The sequence below is a fragment of the Nonomuraea sp. NPDC050383 genome, assembly GCF_044459125.1.
Classification (GTDB): domain Bacteria; phylum Actinomycetota; class Actinomycetes; order Streptosporangiales; family Streptosporangiaceae; genus Nonomuraea.
The window spans coordinates 149,482-167,487 of record NZ_JBITIP010000006.1; the positions used below are offsets into that span (position 1 = coordinate 149,482).

The following is an 18,006-nucleotide window of genomic DNA, read 5'->3' on the forward strand; positions in this document are numbered from 1 at the left end:
CGCGGTATGGCCGGAGCTCACAGCCAGCCCAGCGCCTGGGCGTGGCGGACGGCCTCGACGCGGTTGCGGGTGCGGGTCTTGCCGATGGCCGAGGACAGGTAGTTGCGGACGGTGCCTTCCGACAGGTGCAGGCGGGCGGCGATGTCGGCGATGGTCGAGCCGTCGGCCGCGGCGGCGAGCACGTCGCGCTCCCGCGCCGACAGCGGGTTCGGGCCGGCGCTGAGCGCGGCGGCGGCCAGCCCCGGGTCGATCACCCGCTCGCCGGCCCGGACGCGGCGCACCGCGGCGGCCAGCTCCCGCGCCGGGCTGTCCTTCACGAGGAACGCAGCCGCGCCGGCCTCCATCGCCCGGCGCAGGTAGCCGGGACGGCCGAACGTCGTCAGGACCATCACCCGGCAGTCCGGCAGCAGCCGCCGGATCTCCTCGGCGGCGGTGATGCCGTCGCCGCCGGGCATCTCGACGTCGAGCAGCGCGACGTCCGGCTGCGTCTTCCTCGCCACGGCCACCGCCTCGGGCCCCGAGGCCGCCTCCCCGACCACCTCGATGTCGCCCTCCAGGCCGAGCAGCGTGACGAGGGCGCCGCGCACCATGGCCTGGTCCTCGGCCAGAATGATCCTGATCACGGCTGCTCCGGCTCTCTCTCGCCCGGCACGGCCATCGCGGCCGCGCTCCCGGCCGGCCCGGACTCCGGATCAGGCTCGGGCTTCGGCTCAGGCTCGGGCCCCGGCTCGGGCTTCCGCGCGGGCTCCGGCTCGGGCTCCGGCGCCGGGACGCGGACGGCGAGGCGGAAGCCGCCGCGCACCGGGCCCGCCGCCATCGTGCCGCCCGCCGCCGCGACTCGCTCCGCCAGCCCGGCCAGCCCGTTCCCCTCCCCCTCGGCCGCGGACCCCACCTGGCCGCGCCCGTCGTCCGTGATCTCCAGTGTGGCCTCCGCGCCGTCGTACGTCACGGTGATGCCGCAGCGCCGGGCCCCCGAGTGGCGCAGGACGTTCGTGCCCCCTTCGCGGACCGCCCACGCGAGCAGCCCGTCGAGCGCGGCCGGCAGCGGCGTCCCCGACAGCCGGACGGACGTGTCCGTGCCCGCCGACTCCAGCGCGGCGCGGACGCCGTCCACCGCCTCGGCCAGCCCCCGCTGCCGGTAGCCGGTGACGGCCTCCCGCACCTCGACCAGCGCCTGGCGGGCCACCTCCTCGATGTCACGGACCTCCCGCCACACCGCCGGCGACCCCTCGGCCAGCCGCCCGGCCAGCTCCGCCTTCATCGCGATGAGCGAGAGGCTGTGGCCGAGCAGGTCGTGCAGGTCGCGGGCGATGCGCAGCCGCTCCTCGCCGGCCGCGAGCCGGGCCACCTCGCCCTGCGCCTCCCGCAGCCGGGACACCAGCAGCCGGGTGTTGCGCACGTTGGTGAACAGCACCGCCAGCGTCACGACCTGGAAGAGGAGCAGGACGAGGGTGCCCGAGTCGGTGCCGGTGACCAGGCCGAGCCCGGCGACCGTGACCCCCATGGCGGCGACCGCGGCCACGGCCTGCCGCCTCGGCAGCGCCATGGCGAAGGCCACGCTCATGTAGACCGGCAGCGCGAGCCACCCCCCGCCGAAGATCGGCGGGAGGGCGACGGCGAGCAGCGTGGTCAGGCCGAGCAGCGCGTACGTCCAGCGGCTCGGGCGGCCGAACGTCCGCTGGCTGAGCACGATCCCGACGTAACCGCCGACGAACACGATCAGGGCGACGCACGCCCACACCGCCCGGGCCCCGGTGACCTGACCCCGTAACACCCCCAGGACGGGGGTCACGAGGTAGACCAGTCCGACGGAGATCATCAGCAGCCGCCTGACGGGCGAGAGGCCGTCAGGCGGCCCGGAAAGGCTCATTCGCGTACGGTAGCTCGCCGGTAGGCGAGGACGGCGAGCACTCCGAGGGCCGCCGCCCAGCCGGCGACCGTGAGCGCGTCCGTCATGGGCACCCCGTGGCCGGCGATGACCTTCCAGCCCATGTCGGCGTAGCTGTAGGCGGGAGTCACCTCGGCGACGGAGCGCATGGTGTCACTCATGGTGCTCACCGGGAACCAGAGCCCGCCCACGATCATCAGCCCCAGCATGGTGACGAGGGTGACGGGCTGGACGGCCTCGGGCCGCAGCAGCGAGCCCACGATCAGCCCCAGCGCGACGAACGGCACGGCCCCCGCCCACAGCGCCCCCACCAGCGCCGCCCACTGCCCGGCCGGCAGCGACACGCCCTGCGTGAGCGCCCCGGCCAGGCACACCAGCAGCATCGAGGGCAGGACCAGCACCAGCGCGCTCACCAGCTTGCCCACGATGATCACCCAGCTGGGCAGCGGCGTGACCCGGAGCTGCGGCAGCCAGCCCGAGGCGCGTTCCTGCGCCCACGGCCCGGCGGTGTTGACCAGCGCCCCGGAGATCGCGCCGTAGGCGGCCATGGAGACCATGACGTACGCGCTGAGCGTGACGCCGTCGCCGGTGGTCTCCTTGCCGAAGACGTTGGCGTTGAGCAGGTAGATGACGAGGGGGAACCCGATCCCGATGATCAGGAACTTCTTGTTGCGGACCATGCGCAACATCTCCAGCCGCACGTACGAGGCGAGCATCAGGACTCCCGGGTGAGGGCGAGGAAGGCGTCTTCGAGGTGGCCGCCGGAGACCTCCAGGTCGCGGATCACCAGCGTGGTGTCGCGGTAGAGGGCGGCGGTGGTGAGGGCGGTGTCGTCGGTGCGCAGCCTGGCCACGCCGTCGCGGATCTCCACCGCGGTGACGCCCGGCAGGGCCTCCAGCCCGGCGGCCGGCTGGTCGCCGAGGCGGAAGGTGACGAGCCGGCCGCCCGCCGCGGCCTTGATCTGGGCGGTGGTGCCGTCCGCGGCGAGCCTGCCCCCGGCGATGACGAGGACCCGGTCGGCGTGCTGGTCGGCCTCCTCCAGGTAGTGGGTGGCGAACAGCACGGTTCGGCCGTCCGCCGCGTACGCGCGCATGCCGTCCCAGAAGCGCAGCCGCGACTCGACGTCCATCGCGGCGGTCGGCTCGTCGAGCATCAGCAGGTCGGGGGCGCCCGCCACGGCCAGCGCGAACCTGACCCGCTGGGCCTGCCCGCCCGACAGCCGGCCGGCGCGGCGCCTGACCAGCGGGCCGAGGTCGGCCAGGTCGAGGATCTCGCTGAGGGGCAGCGGCCGGGGGTAGAGGCCGCGCACGAAGCCGACGAGCTCGCCGACGGTCAGCTCGGGCATCAGCTCGCCGTGCTGGAGCATGGCGCCGACCCGGCCGCGGGCGACGGCCTCCTCCGGGGGGCCGCCGAGCAGGCGGACCGTGCCGGCGGTGGGCCGGGTCAGGCCGAGCAGCAGGGAGATGGTGGTGGACTTGCCGGCCCCGTTGGGGCCGAGCAGGGCGATGGCGCCTCCGGTGCCGGCCGTGAGGCTCAGGCCGTCGACCGCACGCACGTCGCCGTAGTGCTTGGCGACGCCGTTCAGGGCGAAGGCGGGGGTGGAGGGAAGAGGTTCCATGCCTTTCACGCTAGGAGCGCGCCGGGCGGCCCCCTGGTGCCGTGCGTCCTGCGTTCACGCTGACATTTGTCATGCGGGCGCCTACCGGGCGCGCACGGCGCGGCTGTAGGGTGCCCGCGTGTCCGTTCCTCTCCGCCGGGACAACCCCGCCGGGTCCGCGCTGCGTTTCGCCACCGAGCTGATCGCCTGGGTCGCCACCCCGTGGGCTCTGGCCTCCCACTCCGTCGCGCTGGCCGTCCTGTCGGTGGTCGTGCTGATCGGGCTGCCGACGTTGTTCTCCACGCCGGGCGACAAGCGGAGCGTGATCGTGCCCGTGCCGGGGTTCGTGACGATCCTGCTGGTACTGCTCCAGCTGGTGGCCGCGGTGGCGGCATCGTGGGTGGCCTGGCCGGCGGCGGTGGCGGTCGTCGTGTCGGTGCTGGCCGTGGCGACCGTGGCGTTCGAGGTGCCGCGCTGGCGTTGGCTGCTGTCCGGCGGCGCTCGCTCCACGTCCCGGACGGGCTGAGCCCGGAGGGGCGCGTCCCGAACGGGCGGGACGCCTCAGAGGGCGGTTCGCACGTTGATGTCCTTTTCGTCGTTGCGGTTGGGCAAGGCTGCCTGGTCATGGGCTCGCGGTCTGGGCCAGGGACGGGGCCGGGTGAACGATCTCGGCTCGGCCTTTCATCGACCGATATCCGGCAAGTCTTTGTCAGGTCGCGTCATGTCCCATTGATGACCTCTTCCACCGCGCTGCTTCCGCTGCCAGGGCGTGACTCCCACTCCCATGACTCGTCCAGTCGTAGACGTCCGTCGGCCAGCACCGTGATTCGGGATACACAATGACCACTGGAGGTCTCACCCGCCAGGTTGAGTTGGGTGTAGCGGAAGTCGATGCTGTCACCGTTGAGGGTGCCGACGAGGAAGCCGCGACGGACGGAGCCTCCTGCATAAGTGCCCCAGATCTCGCTGTCGTTCTGGTGATAGGTGAAGAGCGTCTCGGTGCCGACTTCACCGCCTGCTACATCTGCGACAGCGCGGAATCGGCGGCCGTCCAGGGAAACAACTGTCATACAAGCGATCTTATGAATCATCCGACCGACTCTCTCGCTGAGTAGCTGTTCTCCGCCACCGCCCTGCACCCTTCTGATGCGGTGCGAGCACCCCTCACTTCCGTACACCGCTCCTCAGGAGTGCCAACCTTTCGCCGCGCCCACAGCGTCTGGAGGGTACCGACATGAGGAGAGACGTTGGATCGCGATGCCAGTTTCCAGGCGTTCGTGGATGCTCACCAACGCCCGTTGATGCGCTTGGCCTACCTGCTCACCGGAGAGATCCACCTCGCGGAGGACCTCTTGCAGAGTGTGCTGGTCCGCATGATCGGGCGGTGGTCGAAATTACGCCACATCGACAACCTTGACGCCTATGCGCGCAAGACCATGGTGAACCAGTACATCTCGTGGCGGCGGCGCCGCGGTTCCGGCGAGGTGCCGAGCGCCGAGCCGCCCGACCGCGCCTACTCGTCCGAAGACTCCGCGGTCCTGCGGATCGTCCTGCGCCAGGCGCTCATGCGGCTGACGCCCAAGCAGCGCGCGGTACTCGTCCTGCGCTTCTACGAGGACCGGACCGAACGTGACGTCGCCGACCTGCTGGGATGCTCCGTCGGCACCGTGAAGAGCCAGGCGCACCACGCCCTGGCCCGCCTGCGTGCGCTGGCGCCCGAGCTGGCGCCGAGACTGCCTGTTCTTGACGAGAACTCGGCTCATAGTGAGGGGGCACGTCGATGACCTGGCTCGGAGAACAGCTCGGCCGCATCGCGGACGACATGCCGGAGCGCGATCTGAGCGCCAGGACGTTCGACATCCATCAGCGCAGGCGGCGCAACTCCATGGCGCTGGCCGCCGCCGCGGTGGTCGTCGTCACCGTGCTCGCCGTCGCCGTCGGGGTACGGGTACTGCCCGCGGAGCCGCGCGCCGCCGTCCGCCCGTCCAGCCCACCCGAGCAGTCCACCATCAAGGTCGGAGTGGTGCCGACCGTGGAGTCGGTGCCCGTGTTCGTGGCCATGACCAAGGGCTACTTCAAGGAGGAAGGGCTGTCGGTGGAGCCGGTGATCATCAGCGGTGCGGCGGCCGCGGCGCCTCAGATCGAAAGCGGCGTGCTGGATCTGGCGCAGACCGACTACGCCACGGTCTTCAAGGTGAACGAGACGGGCAAGAAGTTCAAGATCGTCTCTAGCCTGTACCAGGCCGCGCAAGGAAGCGTCGCGGTCGTCGTGAGCGCCAAGTCGAAGATCAGAACGGCGACCGACCTCAGGCGAAAGAGGGTCGCGATCCCGAACATCGCGGGCCTCGGGTCGTTGGCGCTGACAGCTGTGCTGAAGCGGGCCGGGCTGACGTTGAGGGACGTCGTGCTGATGGAGAAGCCCTATCCCGACATGCTCGACGCGATGGGCAGGGGGCAGGTGGACGCTGTCCTGCTGGCCGAACCGTTCGTCACCGTAGGCCGTGAGACCAAGCACACGCGGATTGTGGCTGACGCGATGACCCAGGAGTTCGCGAACCTGTACACCGCGGGCATGTCGGCCACCGACAAGTGGATCCGGGGAAACCCTCGCACGCTGGCGGCCTTCCAGCGCGCGCTGGCCAAGGCGCAGCGCCTGATCGCGAGCGATCCCCAGCAGGTGCGCGACGCGCTGCCCCGCTACACGAGGATCTCCACGGCAATGGCGGCAGGCGTCGCGTTCGGCTCCTATCCCGCCAAGCTGGACCTGGCAGAACTCCAGCGGGTCGCCGATCTGGCCCGCGCCTACAAGATGCTCGAACGCCCGGCAGACCTCGGGAGCGCGGTTGTGAAGGGCGGCTGAGCCCGGCCACTTCTCGAGATTCCAGGTGGTCGGTTGCGAAGATCTGATCTACGCCCAACGGAAGCACGCGGGCATCGACCGACTGTCCGACGCGCCGACTGTCACCCTTGTCTCCACTTCGCGGACCTCCATCATCGGCGCCGCCTTCGCCGACGAATGACCGCCGTGTGGGCGGCGCCCGGTGGGTCATTCCGGCACTCCGGAGTGGCTCGTAGTCACATGTGAGCCGGGATTTGGATGTTGACCTGGGGGAACGCGTGCAGGGCCGGGCAGGGTCATGTGCCTGCGCCCTCCACGGCCGAGTGCTGGTCGGGTCAGGACCGGCACGGGTCTCCGTCTTCGCACCCCGCAGCAGGGCGAGCCACGCGAACCGCCCTCTCAGAGGCGCAGCTCGGGCGGGAGGAGCGTCTCCGCGTCCAGCAGCTCGACGCCGAGCAGCTCACCGGAGGCGCCGTAGTCGAGCACGGCCCGGCCGGCCGTCTCCTGGCGCACGGCCTCGCCCGGCACGATCTCGTGCTTCATCGCGAGGTAGGCGATGTCGTGGTCCTTGTCCCAGGACAGGTACACGGTCCGCGGCCGGCGGCCGTCCGGCTCCTCCTCCCAGGTGAGCATCCCCTCCTTGGCCTCGTGGGAGCCGGCCAGCGCGGCCCGGACCATGGCGAGCGCCAGGTCCACCGCCTCCAGCGAGTCGACGCCGGTGACCTTGCGCTCGTGCTCCCATCCGGCCAGACCGTCGATCCGGTACGGGCACGACCACTCGCCCGTGGGCTCTTCCACGGGCACGCCGATCGTGACCGTGACCTCGTGCGGCGGCTCGGTGGCGAGCGTCAGCGTCCGGCGGGCGATCTCGTACATGCAGGGTGATCTACCCCGAGGCGAGGAGGGCAAGACAGGCCCTCGGGCGGCCGGTGGATGTTTCGGTCACGTCACGGCATCGTTTCCTTGCCGTATGCCCAGATTAGTCCTAAAGTCGCATCTCATACATCGCATATGATGCGCCAGTCCAGGAGGAATCTTCGTGGCGATGCCAGTCTTCAGTCCCGGCGCGTTGCCGTCCCGTACGGCACACGTGCTGGAGACCATCAAGGCGGCGATACTCAACGGCCGGTTCAAGCCGGGGACCCCCCTGGTCGAGAGCGACCTGGCCGGCCAGTTCGGCGTCTCGAAGACACCGGTGCGCGAGGCGCTCAAGGCGCTGGAGAGCACGGGGCTCGTCGTCATCCGTCCCTACACCGGCACCACGGTCCGCCAGTTGAGCGACGAGGACGCGCTGGAGGTCTACGACATGCGCCTGCTCCTCGAACCGGAGGCGGTGCGGCGCAGCGTCGTCGCCGCCGCCGACTTCTCCGAGGCGGCGCAGTCCCTCGACCGGGCCTCGCAGGCCGCCGACGCGTCCGAGCGCAGCATCGCCAACCGGGACTTCCACCGAGGTCTCTACGCGGGCTGCGGCAACCCGCTGCTCGTCCGCACCCTGGACGGGCTCCGGGACCAGACCGCGCTGGTGTCGGCCGCGTCGTGGTCGCGCAGCCCGTCATGGGAGGAGGAGGCCGAGGAGCACGCCGCGATCCTCGCCAAGGTGCGCGAGGGCGACGGCGACGGCGCGGCCACACTGGTCCGCCGGCACATCGAAGGCTTCGTGGCCAGGCACCTGAGGAGGGAAGCGGCCACCCGATGAAGCGCGAGATGCGGCCCGTTCTCCGCCAAGATCCCGGGCCGCGTCTCTGAGAACACACACGCTCCCTCAAGGAGCGTCTCTGGTACCCCCGTCAGAGGAGCAACCATGACCCATTCTACGCCGACGCGCGCGCCGTCGGCCCGCGCCCGCAGCCGCATGCGGTGGACCATCGTCGGCTTCTCGGCCCTCGGCCTGACGATCGCCTACCTCGATCGCGCGGCGCTCAGCGTCGCGATGCCGTTCATGTCCGAGGAGTTCGAGATCAGCCCCGCCGTCCAGGGCGTCCTGCTCTCGGCGTTCTTCTGGACCTACGCCCTGTTCCAGATCCCGTCCGGCTGGCTGCTGGACCGGTTCGGCCCGAGGGTGATCTATCCGATGGCCGTCGGCTGGTGGTCGGTCTGGACCGCGCTGATGGCCCTTACGCAGAGCTTCGGCTGGGTCATCGTGTCCCGGCTCGGCCTCGGCGTCGGCGAGGCTCCCGTGCAGCCGGCGAACGTGAAGGTCGTCTCGCAGTGGTTCCCGCGCAAGGAGCGGGCATTCGCGTCGAGCCTGTTCGACATGGGCCAGCAGATCGGCACCGCCCTGTCCGTCCCGGTGGTGACGGCCCTGGCCGTCCTCGGCGGCTGGCGCCTGTCGTTCCTGGTCATCGGGGTGCTCGGCATCCCGTGGCTCATCGGCTGGCGCCTGGTCTACCGGCACCCGGAGCAGCACCCGCGGGTCTCGGCCGAGGAGCTGGCCCACATCCGCTCCGACCAGGGCGAGGCGACGGCCGGCTCGACGGCCGACGGGGCCTCCAGCGAGAAGGTGCCGTGGGGCCGGCTGCTGCGCGACAACCAGGTGTGGGCGCTGATGACCGGGTACGTGTTCCGCTCGCTCGCCGGGGCCTTCTTCCTCACCTGGTACCCCAGTTACCTGCTCAAGGACCGCGGGTTCAGCAAAGAGGACTTCGGCATGGTGGGCGCCATCCCGGCGCTCATCGCCATCGGCGCCACCGTGCTCGGCGGCATCGCCTCGGACCGCATGCTGGCGTCGGGGATGTCGACCAACGCCGCCAGGAAGATCCCGATCGTCTCCGGGCTCGCGCTGAGCGCCTGCATCGGCTTCGCCCCGTTCATCGAGAGCAACGTCCTGCTGATGGTCGTGCTCACCGTCAGCAGCGCCGCCCACTCCTTCGCGGGAGCCGCGATCCTGAGCCTCCCGGCCGAGGTGGCGTCGTCCCCGGCCAGCGTCGGCTCCATCGCCGGGTTCCAGAACTTCGGCTCCCAGCTCGGCAACCTGATCAGCCCGATCGCGATCGGCCTGTTCCTGAGCGCCGGCAGCGGCTCCTACGTCGGACCGCTGGTCGGGGCCGCGGCGAGCTGTCTCGTCAGCGCGGCCATCTACCTGTTCTGGGTGCGCGTCAAGCCCGTCACCCCATCGCCGGAGCCGGCCGGAACGGCTCCCCCGTCTCCTGGAAGGACCACGTCATGAGCGCCCGTCCGAGCACCGCGGACCTGAACACCGCGGATCTGAAGGAGCGGCTCAGCACCGTCATCGGCATCCCCGTGGTGCCCTACGCCGCCGACGGCGAGATCGACCACGACCGGGCCGTGGCGCTGGCCCGCCGCCTGGTCGGCAACGGGATCACCGCGCTGACCCCGAACGGCAACACCGGCGAGTTCTACGCGCTGACCCCCGACGAGCGCCGCGCCGCTCTCACCAGCGTCGTCTCCGCCCGCGAAGCGACGACGACGACGATCGTCGCCGGGGTCGGGCTGGACGTGCCGACCGCCGTCTCGGACGCCCTCTTCGCCCGGGACGCCGGCGCGGACGCCATCATGATCCACCAGCCCGTCCTGCCGTACCTGTCGGCCCGGGGATGGGTCGAGTACAACGCGGCGATCGCCGCCGCCGTCCCTGACCTGGGGGTGCTGCCGTACCTCAGCACCACCGCGGTGTCCGGCGCCGACATCGCCCGGCTCGTGGAGCGGGCCCCGAACGTCGTCGGGCTGAAGTACTCGGTCCCGGACCCGGTCGTGTTCGCCACCACCAAGGCGCGGGCGGGCGACGGCCTGCTGTGGATCGCCGGCCTGGCGGAGTCGTACGCCCCCGCCTACTGGCAGGCCGGGGCGCGGGCGTTCACCTCCGGGCTGGTCAACGTGGCCCCGGCCGTGTCGCTGGAGATGCTCGCCGCGCTGCGGGACGGCGACTACGACACGGCGACGCGGGTATGGCGGCGGATCAGGCACTTCGAGGAGCTGCGGGCCCGCGACCGCGCGGCCGACAACGTCTCCGTGGTCAAGGAGGCGATGCACCAGCTGGGGCTGTGCCGGCGCGAGGTGCGCCCGCCCAGCCATCCGGTGACCGCCGCGGTGGCGGCGGAGGTGGCCGAGTCGATCAGCCCGTGGCGCTCGGCCGTGCCCGAGCTGGGGACGGAGCTGCGCATATGAGGATCGCGTCACTGGAGACCTTCCGCCAGCGGGTGGGCGACCGCCCCCGGATCCTGGTGAGGATCACCGCCGACGACGGCACCACGGGCTGGTCCGAGGTCTACAACCACGGGCCCGACCTGGCCTACCCGCCGCTGCTCGACTACCTGTTCGAGCAGGTCAAGGGCATGGACGCGCGGAGCCCGAGCCGGGTCAACCAGTTCCTGCTGCAGTCCTGCCGCTTCCCGCAGGGTGCCCTCGGCCTGGCCGCGATCGCCGCGATCGACCTCGCGCTGTGGGACATCGCCGCCAAGGCCGTGGGCGTGCCGGTCTACCGGCTGCTCGGCGGCGCCGTACGCGACCGGGTGCGGGTCTACGCCGGCCTGTACTCGGCGCCCGACCCGGCCGAGCTCCAGGAGCGGACCGCGGCGCTGCACGAGCGCTTCGGGTTCACCGCGTTCAAGCTGAGCCCGTACCGCCGTGACCCGAACCGGGTGCGGTCCGGGCTGGTCGCGAACGAGCTCGGCGCGTACTTCGGCCAGGTCCGGGCCGGGCACCCGGAGGAGTGGGAGTTCGCGTTCGACGCGCACGCCTGCCTCTGGGAGCCTCGCCAGGCCGTGGAGCTGGGCGCCGCCCTGGCCCCGCACCAGCCGCTCTTCCTGGAGGAGCCCATCCGGCCCGAGCACCTCCCGGCGTGGGGGCGGATCAGGTCGGAGCTGGCCGTGCCGCTGGCGACGGGTGAGTCGCTGTACTCGCCGCACGAGTTCCTCGCGCTGCTGACGGCGCAGGGAGCCGACATCGTGCAGCCCGACATCTGCGTGGTCGGCGGGATGACGCAGCTCCTGAAGATCGCCGCCATCGCCGACGCGCACTACGTCCCCGTGGCGCCGCACAACCCGCTCGGGCCGCTCGCCACGGCGGCGAACGTGCACTTCGCGGCGGCGGCCACCAACTTCGCCATCCTGGAGTACAAACCCGACGAGGTGTCGTGGTGCCCCGATCCCTACCTGCCGGTGGACGGGCATCTCGACCTGCGGCCGGACCGGCCGGGCTGGGGCGTCGAGATCGACGAGGACGCTCTCCGGGAGGACGACTGGGTGCGCTGGGACCGGAAGGTGCCGACCCGCCCGGACGGGTCCACGGCCTGGATGTGAGCAGAGGGGTCCCCGCCGTCGTCCCATACCGGCGGCGTCGGAAAACTTCCACGCCCGACCGGCGGGGATTACTCTGCGAACGTTCACGAGGGGGGCTGGGCGATGGATGAGCCGTTCGGGACCAGGCTGCGGGCCAGGCTCGACAAGTACGGGCCGCTGTGCGTCGGCATCGACCCCAGCCCGGGGCTGCTGCACGCGTGGGGCCTGGACGACTCGCCGGCGGGGCTGGAGCGCTTCAGCAGGACCGTGGCCGACGCCGTGGGCGACGTCGCGGCGGTGGTCAAGCCGCAGCCGGCGTTCTTCGAGCGGTGGGGCAGCCGCGGCGTCGCCGTGCTGGAGTCGGTCATCGCCGACCTGCGGCAGGCCGGCCCGCTGGTCGTCCTGGACGCCAAGCGCGGTGACATCGGCGCCACGATGGCCGCCTACGCCGAGGCATACCTCGACCACGGCAGCCCGCTCGCCGTCGACGCGGTCACGCTCAGCCCGTACTTCGGGTTCGGCGCGCTGGAGGGGGCGATCACCTCGGCCGTCGCCAACGACGCGGGCGTCTTCGTGCTGGCGCGCACCTCCGGCCCGGAGGCGGCGCGGTTGCAGGAGCCGGTGGCCGGGCAGGTCTTCGCGGGCGTGGAGGCGGCCAACGCGGGCCGGGCGCCGCTCGGCCCGGTCGGCGTGGTGATCGGCGCCACGCTGTCCTCCGCCGGCCACCCCCTCGACCGCCTCAACGGCCCCATCCTCGCGCCGGGCGTCGGCCCGCACGGGGCCTCACCCGCCGACCTGGCCCGGCTGTTCCGTCCGGTACGGCACGCGGTGGTCCCGTCGGTCTCCCGCGCCGTCCTGGCGGACCCGGGCCGGGTGCGGGAGCTGACGCTGCGCTACCGGGACGAGTGCGCCCACCACCTGTCCGCCTGACGCCCGGGGCGTCCGCCCGGCACCCCGGGCCGGGCCGGGCGCGGTGGTCAGCCGGTCGGGCCGGCGTCGGGGCGCACCTCCGGCTCCTCTCCGACGCCGCCGGTCCGCCCCTCCTCATCCGGTTCCGCCCCGGCCTCTTCACCCGCGTCTTCACCCGCGCCGGCACCCGCCTCGGCCTCGGAGGCGGCCTGCGCCTCGGGCGGGTCGGCGGGGATGGGGCGGCCGGAGCGGGACGTGCCGGCGCCGGACCGCTCGGCGACGACGTCGCTCTCCGCGTTGAGGCCCGTCACGGTGCCGGGCAGGGGCTCAGGATGTTCGTCGTGGTTGTCGCTCATGAGCGCTCACCTGCCCCCGCCGGCCCCGCTGATGTGGCGAGCGGCGGAGTGAATCCGATCACCCCGCCCCTTCGCCGGCAGCTCCGAGACCGTGACGAACCGGTAGCCCTCGGCACGCAGGGCCGACACCACGCCCCTGATGGCCGCCCGCGTGTTCGCCCCGCTCCCGTACCAGGGGTGCAGCAGGATGATCGAGCCCGGCCGCGTCCGGGCCCGCACCTCCGCCACGATCTCGCCCGCCGTGGGCGTCCTGCCGGAGTCTGGTTCGACGTCCCACATGATGGTCCGCTGCCCGTGCTCGGCCAGGTACATCGGCAGCACGACGAGCTTCTTGCCCGTCGGCGGCCGGAACGTGATCTCGCCCTTCTGCCCGGCGGCGCGGATGAGCGTGTTCGTCCGCTCCACCTCGTCCCTCACGGTGCCGGGCGAGACGAACACCATCCGGCGGTGCGTGTAGGTGTGGTTGCCCAGCTCGTGCCCCGCCGCGACGAGCGCCGCCGCTTCCTTCGGGAACCTCTCCACCTGCGAGCCGACGACGTAGAAGGTGGCCCGGGCCCGCTCGGCGGCGAGGGCGGCGAGCACCTCGGCGGCGTGCTCGTCCGGCCCGTCGTCGAAGGTCAGGGCCACCACCTTCTCCGTCGTGCCGGCCCGCGACACCAGCTCGCCGGCGACCTGGTACGTACGCGAGTTGACCAGCCGGTACAGGCCGGTGGCCACCAGCACCAGCGCGAGCGCCACCGCCGCCGTCACCCACAGCCGTCGCCGTCTCATCGGCTCACCCCCGTGATCGTGATCATGGGGGAGGAGTCTAGAGAGCGGCGTCGATCTCCGCGCGGCTCGGCATCGACGTGCTCGCGCCCGGCCGCTGCACCGACAGCGCCGCCGCCGCCGACGCGAAGCGCAGCGCCTCCTCGGCCGGCCGGCCCTCCGCCCGGGCCACGGCGAGCGCGCCGACGAACGTGTCGCCCGCCGCCGTGGTGTCCACGGCCTCCACCCGGACGGCCGGGACACGCAGCCGCTCCCCCGCCCGGGAGCCGTACAGGGCGCCCTCCGAGCCGAGCGTGATCACCACCTCGGGAACCCGCTCCAGCAGGCGGTCCAGGGCGTCGTCCGGGTCGGTGGCGCCGGTAAGGGCCGCGGCCTCGTGCTCGTTCGGGACGATGAGCGCGACCGCGTCCAACAGCTCGTCCGGCAGCGGCTGGGCGGGCGCCGGCGTGAGGACGGCCGGCACGCCCGCCTCGCGGGCGGCCCGGGCCGCGCCGATGACGGCCTTCATGGGCAGTTCGAGCTGGAGCAGCACGGCGCGGGAGGCGGCGATGACGGCGCGCTCCTCCTCGCTGGGCGTGGTGACCAGGCCGTTGGCGCCGGGCACCACGATGATCGAGTTGCCGCCGTCGTCGTCCACCACGATGTGCGCGATGCCGCTCGGGCCCGGCACCTGGCGCAGGCGCTCGACGTCGACGCCGGCGACCGCGAGCGTTTCGCGGATCTCCGCGCCGAACCCGTCGTCGCCGACCGCGCCGAGGAAGGCGACCTCCGTGCCCGCGCGGGCGGCGGCGATCGCCTGGTTGGCGCCCTTGCCGCCGGGCACGGTGCGGAACAGGCGGCCGGTGACCGTCTCGCCGCGCTTCGGCGCCCGGTCCACATACGCGACGAGGTCCATGTTCGCGCTGCCGAACACCGAGATCATGCCGTCATCAACTCCCCCGTGCGCCGGGCCAGCTCGTCCAGCCCGATCCCGTCGAACCCGGTCACGCTGCTGGCCAGGCTGTTCCTCATCCTCCACCGCTCGGGCACGCCGCCGTTCAGCGCCCCCGCGACCGAGCCCACGGTCGCGCCCGCCGAATCGGTGTCCCAGCCGCCGGCGACGGCCCCGGCGATGGAGGCGGTGAAGTCGCCCCGGCCGTGGATGAGGGCCGCGGCGACGAGGGCGGCGTTGTTGATCGTGTGGACCCAGTGCAGGCCGGCGTGCCGCTCGTGGAGGCGGTCGAGGACGCGCTCGAAGTCGGGCTCGGACGCCGCGTCCTCGGCCGCCCGCCGTACCGCGTCGTGCAGCCGCGAGCCGGGCGGGACGACCGACAGGCCGGCGGCCACCACCTCCTCCACGGAGGTCGCCACCAGCGACTGCGCGCACAGGGCCGCGGCGAACATCGCGCCGTAGACGCCGTTGGCGGTGTGCGTCAGCCGGGCGTCGCGCCAGGCGTACTCGGCGGCGGTGGCCGGGTCGCCCGGGTTGACCCATCCGTACACGTCGGTCCGGATGAGCGCGCCGATCCACTCGCGGAACGGGTTGCGGTGCGTGGCGGTCTCGGGCGGCTCGACGCCGGACAGCAGGTTGCGGTACGCGACGCGCTCGGCGGTGAACGTGCGGCCCGCGGGCAGCTCGTCCAGCCACAGCTTGGCGACGTCGTCGGTGGTGAAGCCGCGGCCGTGACGCTCCAGGACGGTCAGGGCGAGCAGCGGGTAGTTGAGGTCGTCGTCCTCCGGGACGCCGTCGATGTTCTCGGCGAGCGAGTTGACGGCGCTGCGCCGGTTCCACGGCCAGCGGGCGGCCACCTCGGCCGGCAGCCCCCGCGCGGTGAACCAGTGGCGGATGGGCCAGTTGCCGGTGGCCTCGGCGATCTCCCTGACGCCCTCGCGGGGGATCTTCTCCACCGGCTTGCCGAGCACGCACCCGGCGGCCCGCCCCTGCCAGGCGCCCAGCAGCCGCGCCGGGTCCGCCGGGCGGCGGTCGCGGGGCGCGGGCCACGAGGGGGTGGCGGCGACGACGGCGGCCAGGTCGGTGGGCTCGGCCAGCGGCGACGGGACGGCGGCCAGCTCGTCCAGCAGCCGCTCGGCCAGCGGCCGCAGCCGCGCCGCGCCCGGCTCGGACGCGCCGGCGCGCGGCGGCGCGTCGTGGCCGCCCGCCTCGCGCCACCGGGCGGCGATGTCCCGCACGTCCCTGCCGTCCTCGGCGGCCTGGCGCAGCTCGTGCCCCACCAGGTCCTCGGGCTGCACCCAGGTGAGACGGATCACGCGCCGCCCTCCCCGGCGTCGCCCGCCTCGCTCGCGATCAGGGCGGCGAAGGCGCTCTCGTGGGCGCGGCGGCGGGCCTGGTCGTCGGCGTGGACGCGCCGCGCCACCCCGGCGATCGCCCGCCCCGGCTCCACCAGGTCCGTACGGCTGGCCCGCCCGATCTCCTCGACCCACTCCGCCGGCACCGAGGCGAGCCCGCCGAGCGCGCCCGCGATGGCGCCGCCCATGGAGGCGATGGAGTCGGCGTCGCGCCCGTAGTTGACGCCCCCGATCACCGTCTCCCGGAAGTCGCCCTTGCCCACCACCAGGAACCCCAGGGCGAGCGGCAGCTCCTCGATGCTGTGCACCCGGCTCGGCCGGCGCGCCCCGAGCCCCTGGTCGCGGTAGGTGTCGGCGACGGTGTCGTAGGGCCGCATCGCGGCGCGCAGCGTCTCGAACGACCCCTCCCAGTGCCCGAGCCCGCGCGCCGCCTCGCAGACCGCCTCGATGGCGGCCCGGGTGCCGTCCTTGGCCAGCCGCAGGCACACGGCCACGACCGAGTCGGGGGTGGCGCCCGGCCGCATGGCCTCGGCGACCGCGGCGGCCATCACGCCGGCGGCCTCGCGGCCGTAGCTGGACTGGTGGGCGCCGGTGAGGTCGATCGCCTCGGCGTAGGCGGCGTCGGGGTCGGCGGCGTTGACGACGCCGACCGGCGCCACGTACATGGCGGCGCCGCAGTTGACGATGTTGCCGACGCCGGCCTCGCGCGGGTCGACGTGGCCGTAGTGCAGGCGCGTGACGATCCACTTCTCGGCGAGGAAGATCCGGTGCAGCGGCAGCGCCTCCGCCTCCAGCTCGGGGATCCAGCGCCGCTCCCCCATCAGCTCGGGCACCAGGTGCTCGGCCATCGCGTACGCGTCCAGGTGGCCCCGGACCTTCTCATAGACACGGATGAGCGCGTGCGTCATCAGGGTGTCGTCGGTGATGTGGCCGTCGCCCTTGTGGTACGGGGCGATGGGGCGGGCGTTGCGCCAGTCCTCGTTGAACGGCGGCACGATGCCCTCGACCGGCCCGCCGTACCTCTGCGTGATCTGCTCCGGCGTCCAGCCCTCCGTGGCGCCGCCCAGCGCGTCGCCCACCGCCGCTCCCGCCACACAGCCCATTGCCTTGTCGGTGAGCGGGTCTGCGGGCCGGCCTGCGGGCTGGTCTGCGAGCGGCGTCATGCGAGTTCCTCCGTGAGTTCGATGAGATCTGTTCCCGCCAGGCTCGGCAGGCAACAGCCGGCCAGCGTGCGGGCCGAGGCGGTCCACCCCTCCGGGATCGCCTCGTACCCGCCGCAGGCCCCCGTGACGGCGCCGGTCAGCGCGGGCGCCGAGTCGGCCAGCGGCGCCAGGCAGGCGGCGGCGGGCACGGCCCGGTCGAGCGCGCCGCCCGACACCTCGGCGAGCGCCAGCGCGACGGGCACCGTCAGGGCGGCGCCCACCGCGTAGCTGTAGACGTGGTCGAGCAGGGCGGCGTCGAGCGCGGGCACGGCGGCGAACGGGTCGCCGGCCGCGCGCGCCGCCTTCAGCGCGAGACGCGCGTTGTGCCCGATCGCCGTGTCCTCGGGCAGGACGTCCAGCGCCGCGCGGACGGCGTCCCCGGCGGACCCCGTCGCGACCGCGGCGGCCACGGCGGCGGCCATGGCGAGCGCGCCGAGCACGCCGTCGCCGGCGTTGGTGACCCGGGCGTCCTCGCCGGGGTCACGGCCCAGCGCGCCGAAGGCGACGGCCCGCACGGCGGCGGCGTCGTCGAAATGGTGCGGGTTGTCGTGGCCGCTGGCGGGCGGCTCGACGCCCCGGGCGAGATTGTCCAGCGCGGTGGCCACCGAGATGCGCGCGCGGACCTCGGGGCCCAGCTCGCGGAACGCCTCGGCGCGCGGCCGGTCGATCGTGAGCGCCGTCCAGGCCAGCCATTCGGCGTCGTCGGACGGGCCGAGCGCGAGCGGGGCGACGGGCTGGTTCAGCGCGAACGGCACGGGCAGCGTGGTGACCCGGTGCTCCTCGGCGAACGCGTCAAGCTCGCGGTGGAGGCGTCTGCTCCACGGGGCGTGCAGGGCGGAGCGGTGCCTGCCGGCGGGCCAGCCCGCGGCATCACCGACGGCGAGCCCGACGAAGGCCCCCCGGATTCTGTCCCCCGACATGGTC

20 protein-coding genes are annotated in these 18,006 nt (G+C 73.1%); 8 read left to right on the top strand and 12 right to left on the bottom strand.

The features are described 5' to 3' along the window. Positions 1–17: 17 nt before the first annotated feature. The 4 genes from ACIBG4_RS17385 to ACIBG4_RS17400 are packed head-to-tail and all read right to left on the bottom strand — an operon-like array spanning position 18 to position 3,506. Positions 18–623 (bottom strand): response regulator transcription factor, encoded by a 606-nt coding sequence (locus ACIBG4_RS17385; RefSeq protein ID WP_310712443.1) that lies wholly within the window; start codon positions 621–623, stop codon positions 18–20. After that, complete coding sequence (locus ACIBG4_RS17390) at positions 620–1,870, bottom strand: sensor histidine kinase (protein ID WP_397202609.1); 1,251 nt, start codon at positions 1,868–1,870, stop codon at positions 620–622. The genes ACIBG4_RS17385 and ACIBG4_RS17390 overlap by 4 nt, the downstream gene beginning before the upstream one ends. Continuing rightward, the gene (locus ACIBG4_RS17395) at positions 1,867–2,604 is read right to left on the bottom strand and encodes an ABC transporter permease (protein WP_397202610.1); all 738 of its coding nucleotides are present in this window, start codon (positions 2,602–2,604) and stop codon (positions 1,867–1,869) included. The genes ACIBG4_RS17390 and ACIBG4_RS17395 overlap by 4 nt, the downstream gene beginning before the upstream one ends. Next, complete coding sequence (locus ACIBG4_RS17400; RefSeq protein WP_397202611.1) at positions 2,604–3,506, bottom strand: ABC transporter ATP-binding protein; 903 nt, start codon at positions 3,504–3,506, stop codon at positions 2,604–2,606. Before ACIBG4_RS17400 ends, ACIBG4_RS17395 begins: the two co-directional genes overlap by 1 nt. Positions 3,507–3,624: 118 nt before the next feature. On the opposite strand from ACIBG4_RS17400, the gene ACIBG4_RS17405 reads away from it, so the two are divergent. Further along, the gene (locus tag ACIBG4_RS17405) at positions 3,625–4,011 is read left to right on the top strand and encodes a hypothetical protein (RefSeq protein ID WP_397202612.1); all 387 of its coding nucleotides are present in this window, start codon (positions 3,625–3,627) and stop codon (positions 4,009–4,011) included. A gap of 193 nt (positions 4,012–4,204) precedes the next feature. Here ACIBG4_RS17405 and ACIBG4_RS17410 read toward each other — a convergent pair whose 3' ends face one another. Continuing rightward, positions 4,205–4,555, bottom strand: a complete 351-nt coding sequence (locus ACIBG4_RS17410; protein ID WP_397202613.1) for a hypothetical protein — start codon at positions 4,553–4,555, stop codon at positions 4,205–4,207. 177 nt (positions 4,556–4,732) lie between these two features. On the opposite strand from ACIBG4_RS17410, the gene ACIBG4_RS17415 reads away from it, so the two are divergent. Together ACIBG4_RS17415 and ACIBG4_RS17420 are read left to right on the top strand one after the other, a co-directional pair. Further along, complete coding sequence (locus ACIBG4_RS17415; RefSeq protein ID WP_355438059.1) at positions 4,733–5,269, top strand: SigE family RNA polymerase sigma factor; 537 nt, start codon at positions 4,733–4,735, stop codon at positions 5,267–5,269. After that, positions 5,266–6,345: an ABC transporter substrate-binding protein gene (locus ACIBG4_RS17420; RefSeq protein ID WP_397202614.1), complete on the top strand. Its 1,080-nt coding sequence runs from the start codon at positions 5,266–5,268 to the stop codon at positions 6,343–6,345. The genes ACIBG4_RS17415 and ACIBG4_RS17420 overlap by 4 nt, the downstream gene beginning before the upstream one ends. Positions 6,346–6,723: 378 nt before the next feature. Here ACIBG4_RS17420 and ACIBG4_RS17425 read toward each other — a convergent pair whose 3' ends face one another. After that, positions 6,724–7,200: a DUF2283 domain-containing protein gene (locus ACIBG4_RS17425; protein WP_310712448.1), complete on the bottom strand. Its 477-nt coding sequence runs from the start codon at positions 7,198–7,200 to the stop codon at positions 6,724–6,726. Positions 7,201–7,369: 169 nt separating this feature from the next. Here ACIBG4_RS17425 and ACIBG4_RS17430 point away from each other — a divergent pair, with 169 nt between their 5' ends. From ACIBG4_RS17430 to pyrF, 5 genes are all read left to right on the top strand, one after another. Beyond that, complete coding sequence (locus ACIBG4_RS17430; protein WP_310712464.1) at positions 7,370–8,020, top strand: GntR family transcriptional regulator; 651 nt, start codon at positions 7,370–7,372, stop codon at positions 8,018–8,020. Positions 8,021–8,125: 105 nt separating this feature from the next. After that, on the top strand, positions 8,126–9,490 hold the full coding sequence (locus ACIBG4_RS17435; protein ID WP_397202615.1) for an MFS transporter: 1,365 nt from the start codon (positions 8,126–8,128) through the stop codon (positions 9,488–9,490). After that, positions 9,487–10,449 (top strand): dihydrodipicolinate synthase family protein, encoded by a 963-nt coding sequence (locus ACIBG4_RS17440; protein WP_397202616.1) that lies wholly within the window; start codon positions 9,487–9,489, stop codon positions 10,447–10,449. The genes ACIBG4_RS17435 and ACIBG4_RS17440 overlap by 4 nt, the downstream gene beginning before the upstream one ends. Then, positions 10,446–11,582 (top strand): mandelate racemase/muconate lactonizing enzyme family protein, encoded by a 1,137-nt coding sequence (locus ACIBG4_RS17445; protein WP_397202617.1) that lies wholly within the window; start codon positions 10,446–10,448, stop codon positions 11,580–11,582. Before ACIBG4_RS17440 ends, ACIBG4_RS17445 begins: the two co-directional genes overlap by 4 nt. A 102-nt stretch (positions 11,583–11,684) precedes the next feature. Further along, on the top strand, positions 11,685–12,491 hold the full coding sequence (gene pyrF / locus ACIBG4_RS17450) for an orotidine-5'-phosphate decarboxylase (protein WP_397202618.1): 807 nt from the start codon (positions 11,685–11,687) through the stop codon (positions 12,489–12,491). 47 nt (positions 12,492–12,538) lie between these two features. On the opposite strand, the gene ACIBG4_RS17455 is transcribed toward pyrF, so the two are convergent. From ACIBG4_RS17455 to ACIBG4_RS17480, 6 genes are read right to left on the bottom strand one after another with little or no spacing between them, the layout of a single operon-like run. Further along, on the bottom strand, positions 12,539–12,826 hold the full coding sequence (locus tag ACIBG4_RS17455; protein WP_397202619.1) for a hypothetical protein: 288 nt from the start codon (positions 12,824–12,826) through the stop codon (positions 12,539–12,541). A gap of 6 nt (positions 12,827–12,832) precedes the next feature. Next, positions 12,833–13,597 (bottom strand): polysaccharide deacetylase family protein, encoded by a 765-nt coding sequence (locus ACIBG4_RS17460; RefSeq protein ID WP_397202620.1) that lies wholly within the window; start codon positions 13,595–13,597, stop codon positions 12,833–12,835. 37 nt (positions 13,598–13,634) lie between these two features. Continuing rightward, a complete protein-coding gene (rbsK, locus tag ACIBG4_RS17465; protein WP_397202621.1) occupies positions 13,635–14,516 on the bottom strand; it encodes a ribokinase in 882 nt (293 codons plus the stop codon). Next, the gene (locus tag ACIBG4_RS17470; RefSeq protein WP_397202622.1) at positions 14,513–15,841 is read right to left on the bottom strand and encodes an ADP-ribosylglycohydrolase family protein; all 1,329 of its coding nucleotides are present in this window, start codon (positions 15,839–15,841) and stop codon (positions 14,513–14,515) included. Before ACIBG4_RS17470 ends, rbsK begins: the two co-directional genes overlap by 4 nt. Next, on the bottom strand, positions 15,838–17,043 hold the full coding sequence (locus ACIBG4_RS17475) for an ADP-ribosylglycohydrolase family protein (protein ID WP_397202623.1): 1,206 nt from the start codon (positions 17,041–17,043) through the stop codon (positions 15,838–15,840). The genes ACIBG4_RS17470 and ACIBG4_RS17475 overlap by 4 nt, the downstream gene beginning before the upstream one ends. Beyond that, positions 17,040–18,002, bottom strand: a complete 963-nt coding sequence (locus ACIBG4_RS17480; protein ID WP_397202624.1) for an ADP-ribosylglycohydrolase family protein — start codon at positions 18,000–18,002, stop codon at positions 17,040–17,042. Before ACIBG4_RS17480 ends, ACIBG4_RS17475 begins: the two co-directional genes overlap by 4 nt. Between the last annotated feature and the right edge of the window lie 4 nt (positions 18,003–18,006).

Excerpts from the sequence above, each read along its gene's own strand:
- ACIBG4_RS17475 (WP_397202623.1), bottom strand. The coding sequence starts at position 17,043 with ATGACGCCGCTCGCAGACCAGCCCGCAGGCCGGCCCGCAGACCCGCTC.
- ACIBG4_RS17420 (WP_397202614.1), top strand. The coding sequence starts at position 5,266 with ATGACCTGGCTCGGAGAACAGCTCGGCCGCATCGCGGACGACATGCCG.
- ACIBG4_RS17400 (WP_397202611.1), bottom strand. The coding sequence starts at position 3,506 with ATGGAACCTCTTCCCTCCACCCCCGCCTTCGCCCTGAACGGCGTCGCC.
- ACIBG4_RS17435 (WP_397202615.1), top strand. The coding sequence starts at position 8,126 with ATGACCCATTCTACGCCGACGCGCGCGCCGTCGGCCCGCGCCCGCAGC.
- ACIBG4_RS17440 (WP_397202616.1), top strand. The coding sequence starts at position 9,487 with ATGAGCGCCCGTCCGAGCACCGCGGACCTGAACACCGCGGATCTGAAG.
- ACIBG4_RS17410 (WP_397202613.1), bottom strand. The coding sequence starts at position 4,555 with ATGACAGTTGTTTCCCTGGACGGCCGCCGATTCCGCGCTGTCGCAGAT.
- ACIBG4_RS17425 (WP_310712448.1), bottom strand. The coding sequence starts at position 7,200 with ATGTACGAGATCGCCCGCCGGACGCTGACGCTCGCCACCGAGCCGCCG.
- ACIBG4_RS17455 (WP_397202619.1), bottom strand. The coding sequence starts at position 12,826 with ATGAGCGACAACCACGACGAACATCCTGAGCCCCTGCCCGGCACCGTG.
- ACIBG4_RS17445 (WP_397202617.1), top strand. The coding sequence starts at position 10,446 with ATGAGGATCGCGTCACTGGAGACCTTCCGCCAGCGGGTGGGCGACCGC.
- ACIBG4_RS17430 (WP_310712464.1), top strand. The coding sequence starts at position 7,370 with ATGCCAGTCTTCAGTCCCGGCGCGTTGCCGTCCCGTACGGCACACGTG.
- pyrF (WP_397202618.1), top strand. The coding sequence starts at position 11,685 with ATGGATGAGCCGTTCGGGACCAGGCTGCGGGCCAGGCTCGACAAGTAC.
- ACIBG4_RS17480 (WP_397202624.1), bottom strand. The coding sequence starts at position 18,002 with ATGTCGGGGGACAGAATCCGGGGGGCCTTCGTCGGGCTCGCCGTCGGT.
- rbsK (WP_397202621.1), bottom strand. The coding sequence starts at position 14,516 with ATGATCTCGGTGTTCGGCAGCGCGAACATGGACCTCGTCGCGTATGTG.
- ACIBG4_RS17390 (WP_397202609.1), bottom strand. The coding sequence starts at position 1,870 with ATGAGCCTTTCCGGGCCGCCTGACGGCCTCTCGCCCGTCAGGCGGCTG.
- ACIBG4_RS17395 (WP_397202610.1), bottom strand. The coding sequence starts at position 2,604 with ATGCTCGCCTCGTACGTGCGGCTGGAGATGTTGCGCATGGTCCGCAAC.
- ACIBG4_RS17460 (WP_397202620.1), bottom strand. The coding sequence starts at position 13,597 with ATGAGACGGCGACGGCTGTGGGTGACGGCGGCGGTGGCGCTCGCGCTG.